Raw genomic sequence first — 16,822 nt, forward strand, 5'->3', positions numbered from 1 at the left:
GGGCCGCGGCGTCCGTCATACGTAGACGCCGCGGTCCTCCATGAACCGCACAGGGTTCGTGTACCCGCCGTTGATGTACACCTCGAAGTGCAGGTGACAACCGAAAGAGCGACCTGTGTTCCCCGCGTACGCGATGACCTGTCCAGATTCCACCCACTGACCGCGACGTACAGCGATCCCGCCGGGCTTGATGTGCGCGTAACCGGAGCTGACACCTCCGCCGTGTTGGATGCGCACGTAGTTGCCGTAGTTCCCGTTGGCGCCGGCGTACTCGACCGTCCCGGAGTTGGCGGCGAAAATGGCCGCACCACATCCGTTCGCCAGGTCGGCGCCATAGTGATAGCTCGATGAGCAGCCCTGCGGTCCGCAGATGGGAGTGCGTGGTCCATAACTCGAGCTGCGCGCACCGCCATGCGGTCGCACCCATCCGCCTGTCCCGGCCTGACCGCCCCCTCCACTGTTTCCACCGCTGTTCGCGGCGGCCTCCGCAGCCTCTCGCTCCCGCCTGGCCTTCTCCTCCGCAGCGCGCACGGCGACACCGGCTTGGTAACCGGCCACCGTCTGCGCCGTCGTGTCTTGAAGCGCGGCGAGCTGCGCCTCCAGCGTCCCGAGATACGCAGTTTGCTCATCCAATGCCGCCTGGGCAGCGTCCGCAGCGTCCTGTGCGGCGCGCATCTTCTGCTCAGCGACCTGCTGAAGTCGGTCGCGTTCGTCGCGCGCGACAGCCGCCTGGTCTGAGAAGGACTGCGCAGTGTTCTTCGACGAGATCGCGTCGTCGTACACCGCGCGGTTGTACTGCATGAACTTGTCGAGGGTTCCCAATCGCGACAAGAGCTCGTCCGACTCTGCGGCCGAGCCCGCAAGGAAGAGCTGGAGGGTGGTGTCGTCGCCCCCGTTTCGGTAGAGCTGCGCTGCGAGCTGACCGGCTTTGCGAGATGCCTCCTCGGCAATTGCGGCTTGTTCATCCGCTTGGGCCTGCAGCTCGTCAGCGGTGGTAATCGCGTCGAAGAACTCCTGCTGCGCCGTGTAGTACTCGTCTGACGCGACCTGAGCGGCAGCTTGTGTGTCGGCGACGTTCCGGGTCAGTGACTGGATGAGCCCTTGGATACGTTGAACCTCAGCGCCTTTCGCGGCCTCGTTGCCTTTGGCGCGCTGCACGTCGTCCCAGGAGGGATACGTGGCGGCGTAAGCGGCCGACACCCCAGAGCCGATCCAGAAGGCGGCGAGAGCAACGACGCTCATCGCGCCGAGCCCGAAAACGCTACGACGGCCAATTGGCCGCTTCCAGAACTGTTCTCTCTCCGCTGCTGTCGGACCACATCCGCAATCATCGGAAGCGGCCAAGGCAGCACGCTCAGCCTCGTCGCGGGCCGTGTTCATGAAACGCTCGTATTCTCGAGGCCAGCTTCCGGGAAGCGTCGGTTGAACGCATCCTCGGCAACGGTCGGAATAAGGTGGCCCGGGCGCATGAGGTCGATGGTCACGACGCAAAAATACATCAGCCTTCACTGATATGTTGTCACATGGCCGAGTGTCGTCAACATAGACTCTTCACCGTGGGTAGCGGGACAGGGTCAGAGGCGGAGAGCATGCTGTCTCCAGTCGACTCCGTTCGATTGTCCGAGATCATTCAGGGCTTCGCTTCGCCCGTGCGTCTGCGAATTCTCAGCGCCGTTATGTACTCGCCACTCACGGTCGGTGAGCTGTGCGAAGCTGTTGGAGCTGGCCAGACCGCCGTCTCGAATCACCTCAAACTACTCCGTGAGCTCGGCCTGGTCGCTGGAACTCGCGACGGGCGCAACATCCGGTACGAGCTGTTTAGCAGCGATGTATTGCAGCTCCTTGCCGACATGATTTCTCACCTCACCCCGAACTCGACTGACGACTGAGTGCAAAGGACCATGGGCTGCTGAATCTGTCGACATGAGATCTGCGGCCGCTCCTCGCGCAGATTGTGACGCGGACTCAGGCTCGCCCCCGATGAGCGGAGTGCTCCACTACGTCCACCCATGAGCGCGCGACCTGTTCGACGACTGCCAATGTCGCCGCTGTCGCTCGCTGGTCGCGACCCGCGTCGTGGTCGCCGCCGACGAGGTCACGGAATCGCCTGAGAACCGGACGCAAGTCACTGGGCGGAAGATCCACGATCCTCCGGACAGGTGGTCGACCGCTCGCAGCCAGCACGATCTCCCGAGGCTGGTCGATTTGGTCGATGAGCACCCTGCCCCGCTCACCCTGTATCTCACTTGGTCGTCGCGACGCTGTGAACTTGGAGTAGGTGACCTCGGCGATGAATTCCGGGTAGGTCAATAGCGCCGTTCCCACTCCGTCAGCTCCGGTGGGTAGTGAGAGGGTCCGACCGATAGCGTCCGACGGCTCACCGAACAGTCGTATGAGGGCTGCGATGGGATAGACGCCGAGATCTCGCAACGCACCCCCACCGAGCTTGGGGTCGAAGATCGCGGGTTTCTCGCTGGCAAGCACCTTGTCGTACCGGGAGGACCGCTGGCACAGCGCGAACGACACGTGGCGGACCGGCCCGATGACGCTGAGCCACTCCTCGATGAGGTCGAACCCCGGCTCGTAGACGGATCGCATTGCCTCCATCAGCACGAGGTCATGGGCCGACGCCCACTGCGCAAGAGCCACGAAACTCGCGGAGCGGGATACGGCGGGCTTCTCAACAAGGACGTGCTTTCCGGCATCCAGTGCATCGCACACCCACCGCTCGTGCGTGCTGTTCGGTGTGGCGATGTATACGGCGTCGAGACCGCTGTCATCCCACAACTCGCGGGGTGTGGAGACCGCCTTGGCGATGTTGTGCTCTCGGGCGAAGTCTTCAGCGCGCCCCTGGTCTCTCGAGAACGCGGTGCGGACTGAGACACCGCCGACCGTGGCTGCTGCGAGGGCGAGTTCGCCGGCGATCCGACTGGTGCCGACGTTCCGATGGTCAGCATGAGTTCTCCGGGGCGGTGAGAGGAGCGCGCTTTGATGTCGGAGGCCGCTCCTCCCACCTCGCATTCACTTCGCGACGGCCGCCATCACATCGTTGAGGACCTTTTCGGCGTTCATGGTGCCGAAGTCCGGGGGCGAGATCACGAGCACCGGCACGCCGTCTGGGGCCTTCTTCTGCACGTCATTGAGCGCGAATCGGATCTGTGGGCCGAGCAGGATGGCCGTGGCGGTGTCGATGTGGTCGTCGAGTTCGACGAGGGGAACGGCGAGCACCTCCGTGGCCATCCCGCGGGCGTTCGCCGACTGGGTCAGTTTCACCTGCATGATTCCGGTGCTCATACCTGCGTTGCACACGAGGAGCAGTTTCATCAGTCATGCAAGGGTGCGCGAACCGTCCGCCTCCAGCTCAGGGACAGCGAAGACCGTCGAGGAGCCGTCCTCGATGGCGCCTAGAGGCCGTGAGCTTCCGAGGCCGCGATGGTCTTCGGCCGACGAGGGGCAGGCGCAGCCCCGCAACTGAGTCAGAGCGCCGGACACTCACAATCGGCAACCCGCGGACGGCTTCCCGAGGGCCATGCACTCGACTGTTTCTACGGTCACGGGGGAGAAGCCCTCGGTGAGTGCCGGTGACCGACATGGAACATTTGTTCGAATCTTGCTAGCGTTACTCGAATAGAGGAGCCTGTCATGGGATCGAGCAAGAGGTTGGCAGCTCATTACGACATGCGCGCAGCATCGTGCCATCCTTGACGCCTCCCGCGCCGGCCCGCTGCAGTCGCTGACCGACCGGGAGCTGGCGCTGCGTGAGCAACCGGTGATTATCTACCCTCATCCGTTCTCCGCAGTCCGGGCGTGGGTGCGGTTCGGACCGGAGGCGATCTGCGTCAACGCAAAGCTCGTGCGGTCGACCCCGCGCGCAGCGGGTATCGAGTTCCGGGCGGAAGAGCGAGTCTTTCGATGCTGGGTGTGGGGCAATGCCGTTCACACGGTGGAAGACGACTGATGACGGCCAACAAGTCGACTCGCTCTGCCATCGGCGGCTCAACGCACGACCGCGGTTCGCAGCGCCGAACGACATCCCGACGGATCCCGGACGTCACCGGCGATGGCGGTACTGTCAGGATCGGAATCACCACCGGCACAGAGACCCTAGGGAGCCGAATTGCATTTGAACTTCGTCATCGGCTACAAGTCCTTCGAGGCACTGCCTTCGTCAGCGGACCTTCCGAACTTCATGGTGGTCACCGGAGCCAACGGGTCTGGCAAGACTCAGTTTCTCGAGGCCCTGAACGTTGGCGCGTTCACCGGGGACTGGGATCGGTCGGTCGACCAGACGCTTCTTCTCAGCGCGGCTCAGCTGGGCGAGCCTGTATTCGAGTTGAGCGCGCAAGAACCACGACGCGCGGTCGTCGAGCGGTTCAAGGCTCAGGTCGACGGTTTCCTTCGTCCCAATGGCTATCGGCGCACCTCCGACTTGGAAGGCATCTACGAGAACCTCCGGCTGAGCTTCGGGATTTCAGAAGGAGCAATGCGCGCTGCCGAAGCGCACGCAGGGAAACCCATCGAGGAATGGCAGTTGTCCGATTTCGAGCTATGGACCCCATTCGAACTCGGACACGGATTCTTTGGAATGGCCGTCACGGATGCGTTCACTCGGTATCAAGCCATGCTCACTGCGAACGACTTCAGGGCGTGGCGAGCCTCTCAGGGTAAAGCAGTAGATGCCTGGTTGACCGAAGAGCAGTTTCAGAGTGCGTATGGCCCGCCCCCGTGGGATCTGTTGAACGAGGTGCTCGTACACCTCGCTCTTCCGTATGAATTTGTGGCGCCGCCAATGGACCTCGATAACGGGCCGTTCTCGGTGCGCCTGCGCTCGCTCGCGGATGGCTTCGAGCTCGCCCCCGCCGACTTGTCCTCGGGCGAGAAGACACTCCTCCAGCTTGCGCTGTCGATGTACTCCGGCACGCACCGCGCACAGGTCTCCCGGATTCCGAAAGTGCTTCTTCTCGATGAACCGGACGCTGCGTTGCATCCGTCGATGGTACGAAGCATGTTGGCAGTCATCCGAGAGGTCCTCGTCGAACGGCTCGACATGCGAGTGGTGATGACGACGCACTCGCCGACCACCGTGGCGCTGAGTCCCGACGATGCCATCTTTGTAATGGAACGCACGGGAGTGGAACGGCTCACGCGGGCGTCGAAGGATGCGGCGTTGCGTCGGCTGCTCGTCGGCGTCCCCGCCATCAGCGTCTCCGCGGAGAACCGTCGAGTCGTTCTCGTCGAGAGCCCGAACGATGCACGTTGGTACTCCAGCATTTACGCCGTCATCCAACCGACGCTGAGCTCGGAGCGGAGCTTGGAGTTCGTCGCTGCTGGTGGTTCCGGCCTCGCTGACGGGTGTGATGCGGTAGTGGGACTCGTTCACAAGCTTCGTTCCAACGGAAACCTCGCAGTGTGGGGCTTGGTGGACCGCGACAACCGCCATAGGGAGCCTTCCGACTCGGTCATTTTCAACGACGAGGGCTACTCCATTGAGAATCTGTTGTTGAACCCTCTCGCTATTGGACTCCTGCTCTTGTCGGACAGCCACGCCGCTGCTGTTACAGCTGTCCCTGAATCTCGTTTCGTCGAGTTTCGACCTGTGGACGCCCAGGCCCTGGTTGACGCCGTAAGTGCTCACGTTTTAGGGGACGCCGCTCGAGGTGTTACGCAGACCATGCGTTTCGCCGGAGGGCTCGAGATCGAAGTCCCGAGCTCATGGTTGTCTGGTCGGGGCCATGACCTTCACGATCTGATTCTCGAGAAGCTCAGCTGGCTGCGGCGATACGCGGCCCGAGATCGGCTCATCGATTCCGTCGTCAGTCGCGTCTTGGCGCAGTATCCGACCTTTGTGCCGATGTCGGTCGTTGGTACGGTTCGTCGGTTACTTGACGCCTAGTTTCGTTGACCAGCCGCAGCGCCTGACCGCAGTCGAGCGCAGACCAGACCAGACGGGTCCTCGCCAGAGGTGAGTCGGCTCCGGACGTTTCATGATCTCCATGCCCAGGCGTCGTGCTTGGCATCGCGCAACGCCTCCTCAAGGCGCCCCTCATAAAGCAAGGTGATGTTGCGCGGTGGGTCCTCGTCGGGTAGCGCGACGTTCAACCACTGCGCCCAGGTCCAGCTATCGGCGGTCCCGGTCGCCAGGACGCGGAGAACTTCCTGTAGCCCCTCGACGATGCTCCCCTCCTGGAGCTGAAACGACGGGAACAGGTAGACGTCGTCGGATGTGTGCAGCATGAGGAGCCGTAGGTCGCTCCCGGCTTCCATGACCTCGGTCTCCGTCCACTCGAGGGCGCGGGCCATGCTCGCGACCGTGTAGCAGGGACCGACGATCTTGGCCCAGGGGTTTGGCTCGTCGTCGGTCATGGCTTCCCCTCAGGATCGCGAGTGTGGCGCCGGCGGACGTCTTCGATGAGTTCGTCGAGGGTGCGGCGTCCGTCGACGTAGTCTTGCGCGTCGCGCAGAGCGTGGGTGCTGGGCTTGCGTCCGTCCAACGTTCCGTCGTGCAGCGATTCGGCAACGTTGCGGATCCGCCAGTCGCGGTCAATATCGGCGCGCTCGGACATCCCGCGGATCACCGCGAGACTGGGCGTTGCCATCTTCAGCGTGGCCATGTCGAGGATCCCCAGGTTCCCCTCGTGGCCTTCTCGCCCGAGGCTGGCAACGCGTCTGCCGTCGTCGGTCTTTCCGCCGGCTGCGACATGCATGTGCCCGTGAGCGAGCAGCTCGGGGCGCACCGCGTTCCACACTTCGGTGATTCGAGCACGCGACGCTGCGGACGCTTCAAGCGCGGTTTCGGGGAATCGATGGGGATTTGTGCGCAGGATCTCGCGGACTGGACGAACTGGTGTACCCGCCGGGCCTTCGTGCGTGAGCATGAGGTCGGCAGGCCCTCCTGCGATGGCCGCAGCGACGTGGTCGTCGGTAACGCCCTCCTCCGGCCACCAAGTCGATCCTTCGATGCGGGACTGACGGTCGACCGACGCGGCCCCTCCCAGGGACAGAACCCGACGGCCGCCGATGGTCAAGCGAGCCGGTCGAGGGAGTAACCAGATCAGCTTCGAGACGCGTATAGCGTGACCGGGACGCTCGTCGAGGAGCGGGCTTATCTGGTTCCAGGGTTCGTGGTTGCCCAGGGTGACGAGAATTCGGTCGATGTCAGTTGCAGCGAACACGTCGTCGATCTCCGTTGGAGGCATCCACCAGTCGCCGAGGTGGAGCAAGGTCGTCACATCGGGCGCCATGTAGGGAAGCACACGGGCAATCGTGTGCGCCCATCCAACGTTGCCGTGCCAGTCTCCGCACACCGCAACTCGCTGATCCGGGAGGTCAAGGGTCGACGCGTGTTCGAGCACTCTCATCGCGCCCTCGCGGCCTGGCGTGCTCGCGACCGTGCGCGGAAGGTCGGCCCCACTCGCAGGCTGCGCTCCACGCCCGGATCCCAACTGATCCATCCGCCGCGTTTCCACTGAATCGCTACGTGCAGTCGGAACGCGTGGTGGATCGTCGCGCGAACGGGGTATGTGAGGCCGGGGGGCCACTCGGGGTGCAGCTGGTCGTGCGGGAAGAGCTCAGCGAAAAGTTCCGAGAAAGTCGGGCCGCGGCCGGTGCGTCGCCGTACGCGGGCGATGAAGATGGCCGCGGTCAGGCCCATTTCGTCGGCTCGCTCGTCATCGGTGAGCGCTCTGAACGCCGCGATCCAAGCATCAGGTGCTTCGACCTCCACGGCGCTCCACCAGATCGGTCGGGGATCAGTCACTGCTACTCAACAATCGGGGTCGACCGGAACGGGACCTACGCATCGAGGCGACCCGGAGCCGATGCGCGGCGGCACACGTGCAGGTCGAGACGCGCGGAGCGTCAGTCGATGGAGTGAATGTTTCGTATGGCTGAACACGATTATGCCATATAGAAAAGGCCATGGGTCGGGGTAATCTCGTCAGGCTTGACCGGTGGGACGGCAAGACGCGAGCGCTAAGGCAGGTTGGGAGGCGTTCGCTGTCCAGCTGGGTCACAACCTTCAGCAAGCGCGGGTCGGACGAAGCATGACGCAGGGCTCGGTGGCTTACCGTGCAGGTCTAACTCGCTACACCTACCAGATGTATGAGTTGGGTAAGGCTCAATCCCAGGGGCCCGCGAATCCGACTCTCAGAATTCTGCTGGCGCTGTCGCAGGTGCTCGAAGTTCCTCTTCACGAACTGTTACCCTCGGACGTCCCCGACGTGACGACTCGCTGAGCGCCTCGACACCGTACCGCCCGCGCAAGGCATCGAGGCGGGTGCGCGTCCATCATGAATTGCGGGGCGCAAAGTGGTCGGCCCGACGTTCTCGGACGCATCGACGCCGCCCCCGTTCTGTGAGCGCTTCTCTCGTTCGTCAGATGTCTACTAGTCCTCTGCTTTCCCACCTGGCGCGCTACGATCTCTCAGATTCAATCACGCAAAGGAGAACTTGGATGTCCGCGACGAAGCCGAAGCCAGTGTGGTCAAAACGCCATCGGCGCCTAATCGACGAGTCCTTTGACTTCCTGCGTTCTTCGTCGCAACACCTCAGCAGGAACGTGGTGGTTCGCGGTATCCCAGTTATGGACGGAGACCGACGGATCATTTTTCGATACGGTGTGCGTGGAACTCTGATTCCCGACGATTTCATCGAGGACCTACGCGATATCCTCGGGAGGGCTCAGTCGGTCCTCGACATAGCGATGACTCAGGCAGTGACCGACGCGGCTAATCCTCCGCTCACGGACAAGCAACGCCGTAACACCTACTTTCCTCTAGCGAATAGTGAGGCAGCCTGGAGGTCTATGCTCGGTCAGCCACATGTCAAGGCGCTGCCTTCGAGAACTGTCCGTGCACTCCGCGCGATCCAACCGTTCGTGACGAGAGATCCTGTGATTTCCTTGTTTCATCAAGTGCATAACTCGGACAAGCACGAAACTCCGCTAGTGCTAGGGGTGATACCCGATCCTGAGTTCATCATGATGTTCAGCGAGGTGGAGCCACGCACAAGTGAGCATTGGATCGATTGGGTCGACCCGCTCCCAGAAGTCGAGAATCGTGTTGAATTCGCCTACTACCGGTGTGCTGACCCTATTACTCACGTTGGAATCGAGGAGATTCCACTTGGGTTGGTCATTCGCGTTGAGAATGAGTGGCGAGACACTCAATATCTGCTTTGGGATGTTATGGAGTTTGTTACACGGGCGGCAGCCCTGCTGAGCGGGACTAGTCTCACACCAGCCAATCTGATGCGGAACATGTTCAACGCTGAACGTGCCCAGCTCGAGGCTTTCAAGTCGATGATGAGTGATGCATCCCGGACTGGGACGAACACTGCGCCCCACGCCGAGCGGCTCTGGCAGCAGCGCGCTGAAGTGACGCGGCGGGCGGCACGGCGTTTCGCTGCCTGGAATGGATCTTTCCCGCCAGGTCACGAGGAAGATAGACGGTGAGAATAGCAGGTCTGCCTTGGCGCTATAAAGCGGTCGGAGGTGGTTCGACAGCAGACGGATCGCGTCTCGGGCGAGAATCTCTCGCGAACCATGTAAGCCGGATGGTCGACCACATCATCAGTCCTATCCGAGGCTGGAGCGCCGGTCCTCGAGACGATTCGCTTCTCGTGAGGGACGCGGCACTACGCTCGGATCCGTGCACACCGGGCGCGCAGCCCCAATAAGTGTCTCATCGACACCCGCTCAAGATTCTGCGTGGGCTGCCGGTAAGAGACATGAGACACGTAAAAAGCGATTCTTGTGCGCACCAGGTCGCTGTCACCGACGAGGCCCCGTCTCAGCAGCCGCGGCGGCGGGGCTTCGTCGTGTCCGGGCGCTGCGCAGAACCGGCGGCGGAGTCAGCGGGGGCGGCCGAGCGCGTCGAGAGCGCTGCGCGCCGCTGCCACGGCATCCTCGGCCTGGTCGGCGGCTTGCGCGGCGTCTGCGCGGCGTTCCTTCGCTTTCGCGGCGTCGGCCTCGGCGTGCTTCGCTTCCCTTCGTGCGGCGGCGAGCTCCTTCTCGAGTTCGGATACACGTGCGATGAGCTCGTCGGCTCGGCTCGCGGTCTCGTCCGCGACGCGTTCGGCCTTGGCGACATCTCGGGCAGCGCGTTCGTGCGCCTGCTCGGCCTCGCGCAGCGCGCGCTCCGCGTCTCGCCGTGCGCGGCGGGCTTTCAGCTCATCGGGCGGCGCCGGTGGTTCGACCGGTGCGGAGGGAGCGCCACCACCGACGATCGTGTCCAGCGCGTCGGCGAAGGTCCCGGTGGGCTCGAGCTCCCGCACCAGCCGCCCCGAGGCCACGGCGGCCGCAGCATCGGGGTCGAAGAACGCCGCGGAGATCGTCTGCTGCACGGCATCCCTCGTCGACGGCGTGACCCGCTCGCCCCTCGACTCCGCGAGGTCCGCAGCGGCGGCCGCGAGCCGTGCGGTCAGCGCCCGACGGTCGCGTCCCAGCTGCGCGAGCGCTTTCGCGTCGAGATCCTCCTGCGCCTCGCGCAGCTCTGCGGCGAGCTGCAGGGCTTCGCCGAGCTGGGAGCCGCGCTCGCGCGCGAAGACGTTGACCACCCACGCGGCGACCGACGGCTTGCGCAGGGCGCGGATGCCAGCCACCAGGGCCTTGTCGGACGATTCGGCGGCACGCGCGTTGCGGGCGGCGATGAACTCGCCGAGCGGATGAGTGTAGAGCTCGGCCGCGATCTCGGAGAGGGAGGATGCCGCGCTCATGCGAGCGAGGTTACACCGCGGCGCCCGCGGCGGACTCGCCGACCTTGTCGATCGCCGCGGTCTCGGCCGGCTCGGGCACGAGGTACATCCCGGTCGGAGTGTTCGCCGTGTAGGCGAGCGCTTCGACCCAGGCGCGGTTGACGGAAGGGGAGCGGCTGCCGAAGTACTTGAAGACGATCGAGCTGCCGGAGTGGATCCAGACCGTGGTTCGTCCGCCGCCGACGCTGGAGTCCTCGCGCCACGAAAAGGGAAACGGCTCGCCTCGGCGGAGCTTCGCAGTCATGACCAGCTGAATGTGCGTGAGGGCGCGGTCCTCGATCTCGACCTTCGGTCCGCCTTCGTAGATGAACTTGCCCATGCTCGGTCCTCCTGCTGCGTCACCACGGGAGCCCGCGTCACAAGCCGCGATCGAGGTGATCGCTGGGTGGAGACGTTCTCACTCTCACACGCGGCGGCAAGACCGGTATACCGAGATCGGGACGGGCGCGCCTGCTCTTCGCCCGGTGTAATCATGCGTGCGCGGAATGTGCTCTTCAGCCCGCCCAGTCGATGAGGATGAGTCCCTGCCGGGTGTCGGCGAACTTCACCCAGCCGTCGCCGAAAAGATACGTCATGCCGTAGCCGTCTTCGTCGGTTCCCATCGAGAACTGCGGGTTCTCGGTGAGATAGATCCCGTCCGACCCGTCTTCTCGAGTCCACCCCTCGCCGAGCAGCGAGGTCTGCGCGCGGGACGCGTCGTCGGGAGTGATCTCGGACCACCCGTAGAGCTGTCCGTGGTCGGATGCGACGCTGTAGTCGGCCCAGAAGCACAGCAGGCCGTCGGGCAGAGCGACGTCGCCGATCACGAACTCCTTCTCCTCGAACGTCCACCCCTGCGAGGTGAGGGCGTCGACGGTGCCCGGCGAGATGATCGTGTCGCAGGCCGGCTCAGCGGCGTCAGCGGTCGGGGCCGGCGACGAGGCGGGCTCGGATGTCGCGCTCGTCGTCGGCGTCGCAGCCTCGGGTATGGGCGAGGCCTCCGAGTCGGGCGTTGCTCCGCACGCCGTGAGAGCGAGCGCGAGAGCGAGGGCGCCGAACGCGGCGGCGGGGGTGAGGGGCTTCATCGCTGGCTTCCGGGTCAGTCGTGCAGGAGCTCGAGGAACGCGTCGTGGAGGACGCCGTTGGTGGCGAGTGTCGACAGGTCCGAGATCGTCTCAGCGCCGTCGAAGCCGGTCATGCGTCCGCCGGCCTCGCGCACGATCGGCACGGCCGCGGCGATGTCGTACTCCTTGACGTCGAACTCGGCGACCATGTCGATGCGCCCCTCGGCGAGGAGCATGTAGGCGTAGATGTCGCCGTACGCGCGGTCGCGCCAGACCCGATCTGCGAGGCGCAGGAGCTGGTCGCGGTGGCCGGCACGCGTCCACTGGGCGATGCTCTGGAAGCTCACGCTGGCGTCGTCGAGCGAGTCGACCGCCGACACCTCGATGCGGCGTGGGTCATGATCGGTCGCGGTCCACGCGCCGAGGCCCGCAGCGCCCCACCACCGCCGTCCGAGTGCCGGCATGCTCACCACGCCGATCTGCGGCACTCCGTCGATCGCGAGCGCGATCATCGTGCCCCACAGAGGGACGCCCCGGAGGAAGTTCGCCGTGCCGTCGATCGGGTCGATGATCCACTGCCGGTGAGTGTCGCCCTCGGCGCCGAACTCCTCGCCGAAGACGCCGTCGTTCGGGCGCTCGGTCGACAGGACGTCGCGGATCCCGCGCTCGGTGGCGAGGTCGGCATCCGTGACGTGCGAGCTGTCCGCCTTCCTCGATACCTGCAGGTCGGCGGAGTCGAAGCGGGGCAGGGACTGCGCGTCGGCGGCGTCGGCCAGCCGAAGGGCGAGCTCGAGGTCGCGGGACAGGTCGGCGGCAGCGGGGGCGGCGGTCACGCCTCAAGGATAACCGGCGCCGTTTCCGGGCGAGCGGCAGCGGCGACATGCGGCGACACGCGCGGGCTTGAGGTGCCCGCGTCCCGATTTCCCCCAGCGCTGCTCGACTGGTAATGTAATTCCTCGGCCGGGGAAACCGGGCCACGCACCTCTAGCTCAATCGGCAGAGCAACTGACTCTTAATCAGTGGGTTCAGGGTTCAAGTCCCTGGGGGTGCACGGATCAGCCTCGGAATCTCTCGCCAGACTCCGGGGCTTTTTCGCGTCCGCCGCAGCAGCGCTGCGCATGAGGCTCACTCCACGGCGACGATGGTGCCGTCCGTCAGCCGTTGCAGGGTCTCGAACGTCAACGGCATCACGGTGTGCGGGTGACCTGCCGCCGCCCAGATGACGTCGTGGTCGCGCAGCGCCTCGTCGATGAACGTGCGCAGGGGAGAGGGGTGCCCCACGGGGGCGACACCGCCGATCGCCTGGCCCGTGGCCTCTCGCACGACGGCGGGCGGAGCCATGGACACGTCGACCGCTCCGATCGAGCGGGCGAGCACATCGAGATCGACCCGGTGGCCGCCGCTCGTCATGACGAGGATCGGGGCGCTGTTGGCCTTCAGCACCAGGCTGTTCGCGATCGCCGCGACGTCGCAGCCGATCGCATCGGCTGCCGCCCTGGCCGTCCGAGCGGAGTCCGGCAGCACGCGGATCTGGGTCTCGACACCCGCGCGGGCGAGGTGCTGCTGGACGAGGATACTGCGCTCGGGAAGGTCGGTCATGGCCCCACCGTACCGAGAACCACCGTACCGAGAGCAACCGCCCTCAGAGGTGGGGCTGTCCGATCACGCCGCGTCGCCGATGAGGATCGCCGCGGCATCCTCGGTCTCGGCGTCCGCCGGCTCGTCGTCGATGTGCGCGAGAGCCTTGCGTCCGAGGAACACGGTGAGGGCGGCGATGAGGACGGCGGCCGCGGCGACGAGGTACGGCACGGTGGCATTGAGCGCGTGCCAGAGGGCTGCTGCGAGCGGCGGTGCCATGGCGCCGCCGAGGAACCGCACGGCCGAGTACGCGGAGGAGGCGACGGAGCGGGGCAGGTCGGTGGCCTCCATGACCGCCTCGGTGAGCACGGTGTTCATGATGCCGAGCAGCAGACCGCCGATGACGATGCACGTCACGAGCGCGGCGGCGGACGAGACCAGCAGCCCGGCGACGACGAGGTCGATGGCGAGGAGCGGAAGGACCAGGAGGATGACGCGGGTGCGCGGCATCCGGCGCATGAGGAGCGGCGCGACCCAGACGCTCGTCACCGCCAGGGCGACGCCCCATCCGAAGAAGGTGAAGCCGATGCCCATCGCGCCGAAGCCGAGCGGGAAGGGCGAGAACGCGAGCAGGATGAAGAAGCCGATGTTGTAGAACAGTGCGGCGACCGCGAGGATCGCCAGTGCCGGGCGCTTCAGCGCTGTGAACGGGGGGAGAAAGGCACGGGTGTGCGCTTCTCCTGCGGCCCGCGCAACAGCACGAGGACCGCCACGAACGCGATGGCCATGAGCACCACGACACCGAAGAACGGGGCACGCCAGCTCTGCTCGCCGAGGATGCCGCCGAGCAGCGGACCGATGGCGATGCCGAGGCCGAGCGCGGCCTCGTAGAGCACGATCGCCGCGGCACTGCCTCCGGATGCGGCGCCCACGATCGTCGCCAGTGCGGTGGAGATGAACAGCGCGTTGCCGAGTCCCCATCCGGCGCGGAACCCGATCACCGCGTCGACGCTGCCGCTCAGCGCGCAGAGCAGCGCGAACGCGACGATCAGGGCGAGGCCGATGAGCAGCGTGCGCTTAGCGCCGATGCGGCTCGAGATCCAGCTGGTGACGAGCATCGCGACGCCTGTCACGGCGAGGTAGCTCGTGAAGAGCAGCTCGGTCTCGAACGGGCTCGCCTGCAGCGAATCCGCGATCGCCGGAAGGATCGGATCGACGAGCCCGATGCCCATGAAGGCGACGACGCAGGCGAAGGCCACTGCCCAGACCTGTGCCGGCTGCTTCCACACGGAGGTGGTGGTACTGCTCACTGCGATGCTCCTGCCTGATCGTTGGTGGTGTGCGCGGCGAGGATCTCGGCGGCCCTGTTCAGGGCGCGCCAGTCGTCGTCGCCGAGATCGGTGAATCGCGGCGCCAGGGTGTCTCGGAACTCCACCCGCCAGGCGCGGAGTGCGTGTGACCCCTCTGGAGTGATCGCGACCGCGGTCGCCCGGGAGTCCTCGAGAACGGGGGAGCGAAGCACGAGCCCATCCCGCTCCAGCGTGCCGAGCAACCGCGTCATGCCCGGCTGCGTGGTCCGCGCAGCCACGGCCAGCTCGCCGACCCGCTTCGGTCCGTTCTGCTCGAGCAGACTCAGGACGCGCCACTGCGCGGCCGGTGCCTCGTTCCCGGCCTCCTGCGCGGCGATCCGCGCGAGGGCATAGGAGGAGAGGACGAGCGAGGGGATGACGTCCTGACGATTCATACCACCGAGTATATACCTAATGGTATGTAAAGGGAGTCAGTGACGTGCGCCGGCTAGTCGTGCGGACAGCTGATGGGCGTGCGCGAGCAGAATGCGACCGAGCTCGGGGGTGCGGTCGGGACCGAACCGGAATTCCACGCCGGTCAGGCTCAGCGCCCACTCCGGCCGTCCCTGGCGATCGAAGACCGCAGCGCCGAGTCCCCAGCTGCCCTCCACGATGAGCCCGGGATTCACGGAGTAGCCGCGTTCCTTCGTCTCGGCGAGTCGGGTGCGCAGGGCTGCCTCGCCGTGGGTGCGACCCCAGCCGTCGGCGAGCTCCGGGTGTCGGTCGAGATAGGCATCCACATCGTGGTCGGGGAGGAACGCGAGGATGGCCAGTCCGGCGCTCGCGACTCCGAGCGGGAACCGCACGCCCTCGCTGAGCACGAACGAGCGGATCGGGAACGAGCCCTCCTCGCGCAGCAGGCACACCGTCTCATCCGCGCGTCTCACCGACAGGAACGCGCTCTCCTCGGTCTTCACGGCGAGCGAGCGCACGATGTCACGGGCGAGCGCCGTGATGTCGTAGCGGGCCGCGGCGACCGTACCCATGAGGAAGAGCTCGGGCCCGGGCATCCAGCGCCCGGTGTCGTCGGAGCGGTCGACCAGGCCTTCGGCACGCAGCGCGGACAGCAGGCGGTGCGCGGTGGACCGGGAGAGGTCGGCCGCCTGCGCGAGCGACTGCAGTGTGGCTCCGTCGGTTCCGCCGGCCGTTACCAACCGCAGCAGCGAGGCAGCGCGGGCGATCGCCTGCGCCCCCGGGATGGTGCGGATCTGTCGTTCCATAATGTGGACGCTAGGTGAGAGAGCGGCCACATCGCAAGAGCGGGCTTTCGCTGGAATGCGGCGAGAGCGCACGCTGGACGAACGCACGTCTTCGAAGGAGCACACGTGATCGACAAGCAGTGGGCATCTGCAGCGGACGCCGTCGCCGACATCCCCGACGGGGCCTCCCTCGCGGTCGGCGGCTTCGGGCTCTCCGGGAATCCGATCGCCCTCATCGAGGCGCTGCTCGCACAGGGGACGACGGACCTCAGCATCGTCAGCAACAACTGCGGTGTCGACGACTGGGGCCTCGGCGTCCTCCTGCACGCTCAGCGCATCCGCAAGATGACGTCATCGTACGTGGGGGAGAACAAGGAGTTCGAGCGGCAGTTCCTCTCCGGCGAACTCGAACTCGAGCTCACGCCGCAGGGAACGCTCGCCGAGAAGCTGCGCGCCGGCGGCTCGGGCATCGCGGCCTTCTACACGCAGACCGGAGTGGGTACTCAGGTCGCCGAGGGCGGCCTCCCGCGGCGCTACCACCCCGACGGCACGGTCGACGTGGCGTCGCCGGCGAAGGACGTCCGGACGTTCGACGTCGCAGGCACGCCCCGCGAGTACGTCCTCGAAGAGGCCATCACGACTGACTTCTCCCTCGTGCACGCGCTGCTCGGTGACCGACACGGCAACCTGGTGTTCAACAAGGCTGCCCGCAACTTCAACCCGCTCGCCGCCATGGCAGGGCGCGTCTGCATCGCGCAGGTCGAGCGTCTCGTCGAACCGGGAGAACTCGACCCCGACGGCATCCACCTCCCCGGTGTCTTCGTGCACCGGATCGTCGAGGTCGGCACCGACATCCCCAAGCGCATCGAACGGCGCACCGTCGCCACGGAAGGAGCCTGAC

The 16,822-nt window shown here is 65.6% G+C and carries 17 protein-coding genes, 1 tRNA gene and 1 pseudogene; 6 read left to right on the top strand and 13 right to left on the bottom strand.

Annotation, left to right across the window (positions count from 1 at the left end):
• Positions 1–15 precede the first annotated feature (15 nt).
• Positions 16–1,380: a M23 family metallopeptidase gene (locus AUC47_RS14445; protein ID WP_096715890.1), complete on the bottom strand. Its 1,365-nt coding sequence runs from the start codon at positions 1,378–1,380 to the stop codon at positions 16–18.
• 209 nt (positions 1,381–1,589) lie between these two features.
• Here AUC47_RS14445 and AUC47_RS14450 point away from each other — a divergent pair, with 209 nt between their 5' ends.
• A complete protein-coding gene (locus AUC47_RS14450) occupies positions 1,590–1,889 on the top strand; it encodes an ArsR/SmtB family transcription factor (protein ID WP_096715891.1) in 300 nt (99 codons plus the stop codon).
• Between the two features lie 76 nt (positions 1,890–1,965).
• Here the strand turns inward: AUC47_RS14450 and AUC47_RS14455 are convergent, their stop codons facing one another.
• Positions 1,966–3,021: a Gfo/Idh/MocA family protein gene (locus tag AUC47_RS14455; RefSeq protein WP_096715892.1), complete on the bottom strand. Its 1,056-nt coding sequence runs from the start codon at positions 3,019–3,021 to the stop codon at positions 1,966–1,968.
• Complete coding sequence (locus AUC47_RS14460) at positions 3,022–3,324, bottom strand: PTS sugar transporter subunit IIB (protein ID WP_096715893.1); 303 nt, start codon at positions 3,322–3,324, stop codon at positions 3,022–3,024.
• A gap of 793 nt (positions 3,325–4,117) precedes the next feature.
• Here AUC47_RS14460 and AUC47_RS14470 point away from each other — a divergent pair.
• Positions 4,118–5,893, top strand: coding sequence for an ATP-dependent nuclease (locus AUC47_RS14470; RefSeq protein WP_143740749.1), 1,776 nt, complete (start codon positions 4,118–4,120; stop codon positions 5,891–5,893).
• A gap of 89 nt (positions 5,894–5,982) precedes the next feature.
• On the opposite strand, the gene AUC47_RS14475 is transcribed toward AUC47_RS14470, so the two are convergent.
• Together AUC47_RS14475 and AUC47_RS14480 are read right to left on the bottom strand one after the other, a co-directional pair.
• Entirely contained in the window at positions 5,983–6,363 is a 381-nt protein-coding gene (locus AUC47_RS14475) for a hypothetical protein (protein WP_096715896.1), read from the bottom strand.
• On the bottom strand, positions 6,360–7,358 hold the full coding sequence (locus AUC47_RS14480) for a metallophosphoesterase (protein WP_096715897.1): 999 nt from the start codon (positions 7,356–7,358) through the stop codon (positions 6,360–6,362). Before AUC47_RS14480 ends, AUC47_RS14475 begins: the two co-directional genes overlap by 4 nt.
• 591 nt (positions 7,359–7,949) lie before the next feature.
• On the opposite strand from AUC47_RS14480, the gene AUC47_RS14490 reads away from it, so the two are divergent.
• Positions 7,950–8,234 (top strand): helix-turn-helix transcriptional regulator, encoded by a 285-nt coding sequence (locus AUC47_RS14490; RefSeq protein ID WP_256999597.1) that lies wholly within the window; start codon positions 7,950–7,952, stop codon positions 8,232–8,234.
• Between the two features lie 218 nt (positions 8,235–8,452).
• On the top strand, positions 8,453–9,451 hold the full coding sequence (locus tag AUC47_RS16595) for a hypothetical protein (protein WP_143740750.1): 999 nt from the start codon (positions 8,453–8,455) through the stop codon (positions 9,449–9,451).
• Positions 9,452–9,849: 398 nt separating this feature from the next.
• On the opposite strand, the gene AUC47_RS14495 is transcribed toward AUC47_RS16595, so the two are convergent.
• From AUC47_RS14495 to AUC47_RS14510, 4 genes are all read right to left on the bottom strand, one after another.
• The gene (locus AUC47_RS14495) at positions 9,850–10,713 is read right to left on the bottom strand and encodes a transposase (RefSeq protein WP_096715900.1); all 864 of its coding nucleotides are present in this window, start codon (positions 10,711–10,713) and stop codon (positions 9,850–9,852) included.
• A 10-nt stretch (positions 10,714–10,723) separates the two neighbouring features.
• On the bottom strand, positions 10,724–11,071 hold the full coding sequence (locus tag AUC47_RS14500; protein ID WP_096715901.1) for a DUF7882 family protein: 348 nt from the start codon (positions 11,069–11,071) through the stop codon (positions 10,724–10,726).
• Positions 11,072–11,246: 175 nt separating this feature from the next.
• Positions 11,247–11,816, bottom strand: coding sequence for a hypothetical protein (locus AUC47_RS14505; protein ID WP_096715902.1), 570 nt, complete (start codon positions 11,814–11,816; stop codon positions 11,247–11,249).
• Positions 11,817–11,830: 14 nt separating this feature from the next.
• On the bottom strand, positions 11,831–12,628 hold the full coding sequence (locus AUC47_RS14510; RefSeq protein ID WP_096715903.1) for an inositol monophosphatase family protein: 798 nt from the start codon (positions 12,626–12,628) through the stop codon (positions 11,831–11,833).
• A 145-nt stretch (positions 12,629–12,773) separates the two neighbouring features.
• Between AUC47_RS14510 and AUC47_RS14515 the strand changes: the two genes are divergently transcribed.
• Positions 12,774–12,846 (top strand) — tRNA-Lys (locus AUC47_RS14515).
• Between the two features lie 74 nt (positions 12,847–12,920).
• Here AUC47_RS14515 and AUC47_RS14520 read toward each other — a convergent pair.
• The 4 genes and pseudogenes from AUC47_RS14520 to AUC47_RS14535 all read right to left on the bottom strand — a co-directional run bounded on the left by AUC47_RS14520 (position 12,921) and on the right by AUC47_RS14535 (position 15,942).
• On the bottom strand, positions 12,921–13,394 hold the full coding sequence (locus tag AUC47_RS14520; protein WP_096715904.1) for a YbaK/EbsC family protein: 474 nt from the start codon (positions 13,392–13,394) through the stop codon (positions 12,921–12,923).
• 63 nt (positions 13,395–13,457) lie between these two features.
• Positions 13,458–14,689 (bottom strand): annotated as a pseudogene (locus tag AUC47_RS14525) (MFS transporter).
• Entirely contained in the window at positions 14,680–15,117 is a 438-nt protein-coding gene (locus AUC47_RS14530; protein ID WP_096715905.1) for a MarR family winged helix-turn-helix transcriptional regulator, read from the bottom strand. Before AUC47_RS14530 ends, AUC47_RS14525 begins: the two are co-directional and overlap by 10 nt.
• 36 nt (positions 15,118–15,153) lie before the next feature.
• The gene (locus AUC47_RS14535; protein ID WP_096715906.1) at positions 15,154–15,942 is read right to left on the bottom strand and encodes an IclR family transcriptional regulator; all 789 of its coding nucleotides are present in this window, start codon (positions 15,940–15,942) and stop codon (positions 15,154–15,156) included.
• Positions 15,943–16,047: 105 nt separating this feature from the next.
• Between AUC47_RS14535 and AUC47_RS14540 the strand changes: the two genes are divergently transcribed.
• Positions 16,048–16,821: a CoA transferase subunit A gene (locus AUC47_RS14540; RefSeq protein WP_096715907.1), complete on the top strand. Its 774-nt coding sequence runs from the start codon at positions 16,048–16,050 to the stop codon at positions 16,819–16,821.
• Position 16,822: the final 1 nt, after the last annotated feature.

The sequence above is a fragment of the Microbacterium sp. SZ1 genome (assembly GCF_002362255.1).
Taxonomy (GTDB): domain Bacteria; phylum Actinomycetota; class Actinomycetes; order Actinomycetales; family Microbacteriaceae; genus Microbacterium.

Coding starts and splice junctions, on each gene's coding strand:
- AUC47_RS14535 (WP_096715906.1), bottom strand. CDS start 15,942: ATGGAACGACAGATCCGCACCATCCCGGGGGCGCAGGCGATCGCCCGC.
- AUC47_RS14450 (WP_096715891.1), top strand. CDS start 1,590: ATGCTGTCTCCAGTCGACTCCGTTCGATTGTCCGAGATCATTCAGGGC.
- AUC47_RS14520 (WP_096715904.1), bottom strand. CDS start 13,394: ATGACCGACCTTCCCGAGCGCAGTATCCTCGTCCAGCAGCACCTCGCC.
- AUC47_RS14495 (WP_096715900.1), bottom strand. CDS start 10,713: ATGAGCGCGGCATCCTCCCTCTCCGAGATCGCGGCCGAGCTCTACACT.
- AUC47_RS14445 (WP_096715890.1), bottom strand. CDS start 1,380: ATGAACACGGCCCGCGACGAGGCTGAGCGTGCTGCCTTGGCCGCTTCC.
- AUC47_RS14500 (WP_096715901.1), bottom strand. CDS start 11,071: ATGGGCAAGTTCATCTACGAAGGCGGACCGAAGGTCGAGATCGAGGAC.
- AUC47_RS14455 (WP_096715892.1), bottom strand. CDS start 3,021: ATGCGAGGTGGGAGGAGCGGCCTCCGACATCAAAGCGCGCTCCTCTCA.
- AUC47_RS14530 (WP_096715905.1), bottom strand. CDS start 15,117: ATGAATCGTCAGGACGTCATCCCCTCGCTCGTCCTCTCCTCCTATGCC.
- AUC47_RS16595 (WP_143740750.1), top strand. CDS start 8,453: ATGTCCGCGACGAAGCCGAAGCCAGTGTGGTCAAAACGCCATCGGCGC.
- AUC47_RS14475 (WP_096715896.1), bottom strand. CDS start 6,363: ATGACCGACGACGAGCCAAACCCCTGGGCCAAGATCGTCGGTCCCTGC.
- AUC47_RS14480 (WP_096715897.1), bottom strand. CDS start 7,358: ATGAGAGTGCTCGAACACGCGTCGACCCTTGACCTCCCGGATCAGCGA.
- AUC47_RS14460 (WP_096715893.1), bottom strand. CDS start 3,324: ATGAAACTGCTCCTCGTGTGCAACGCAGGTATGAGCACCGGAATCATG.
- AUC47_RS14505 (WP_096715902.1), bottom strand. CDS start 11,816: ATGAAGCCCCTCACCCCCGCCGCCGCGTTCGGCGCCCTCGCTCTCGCG.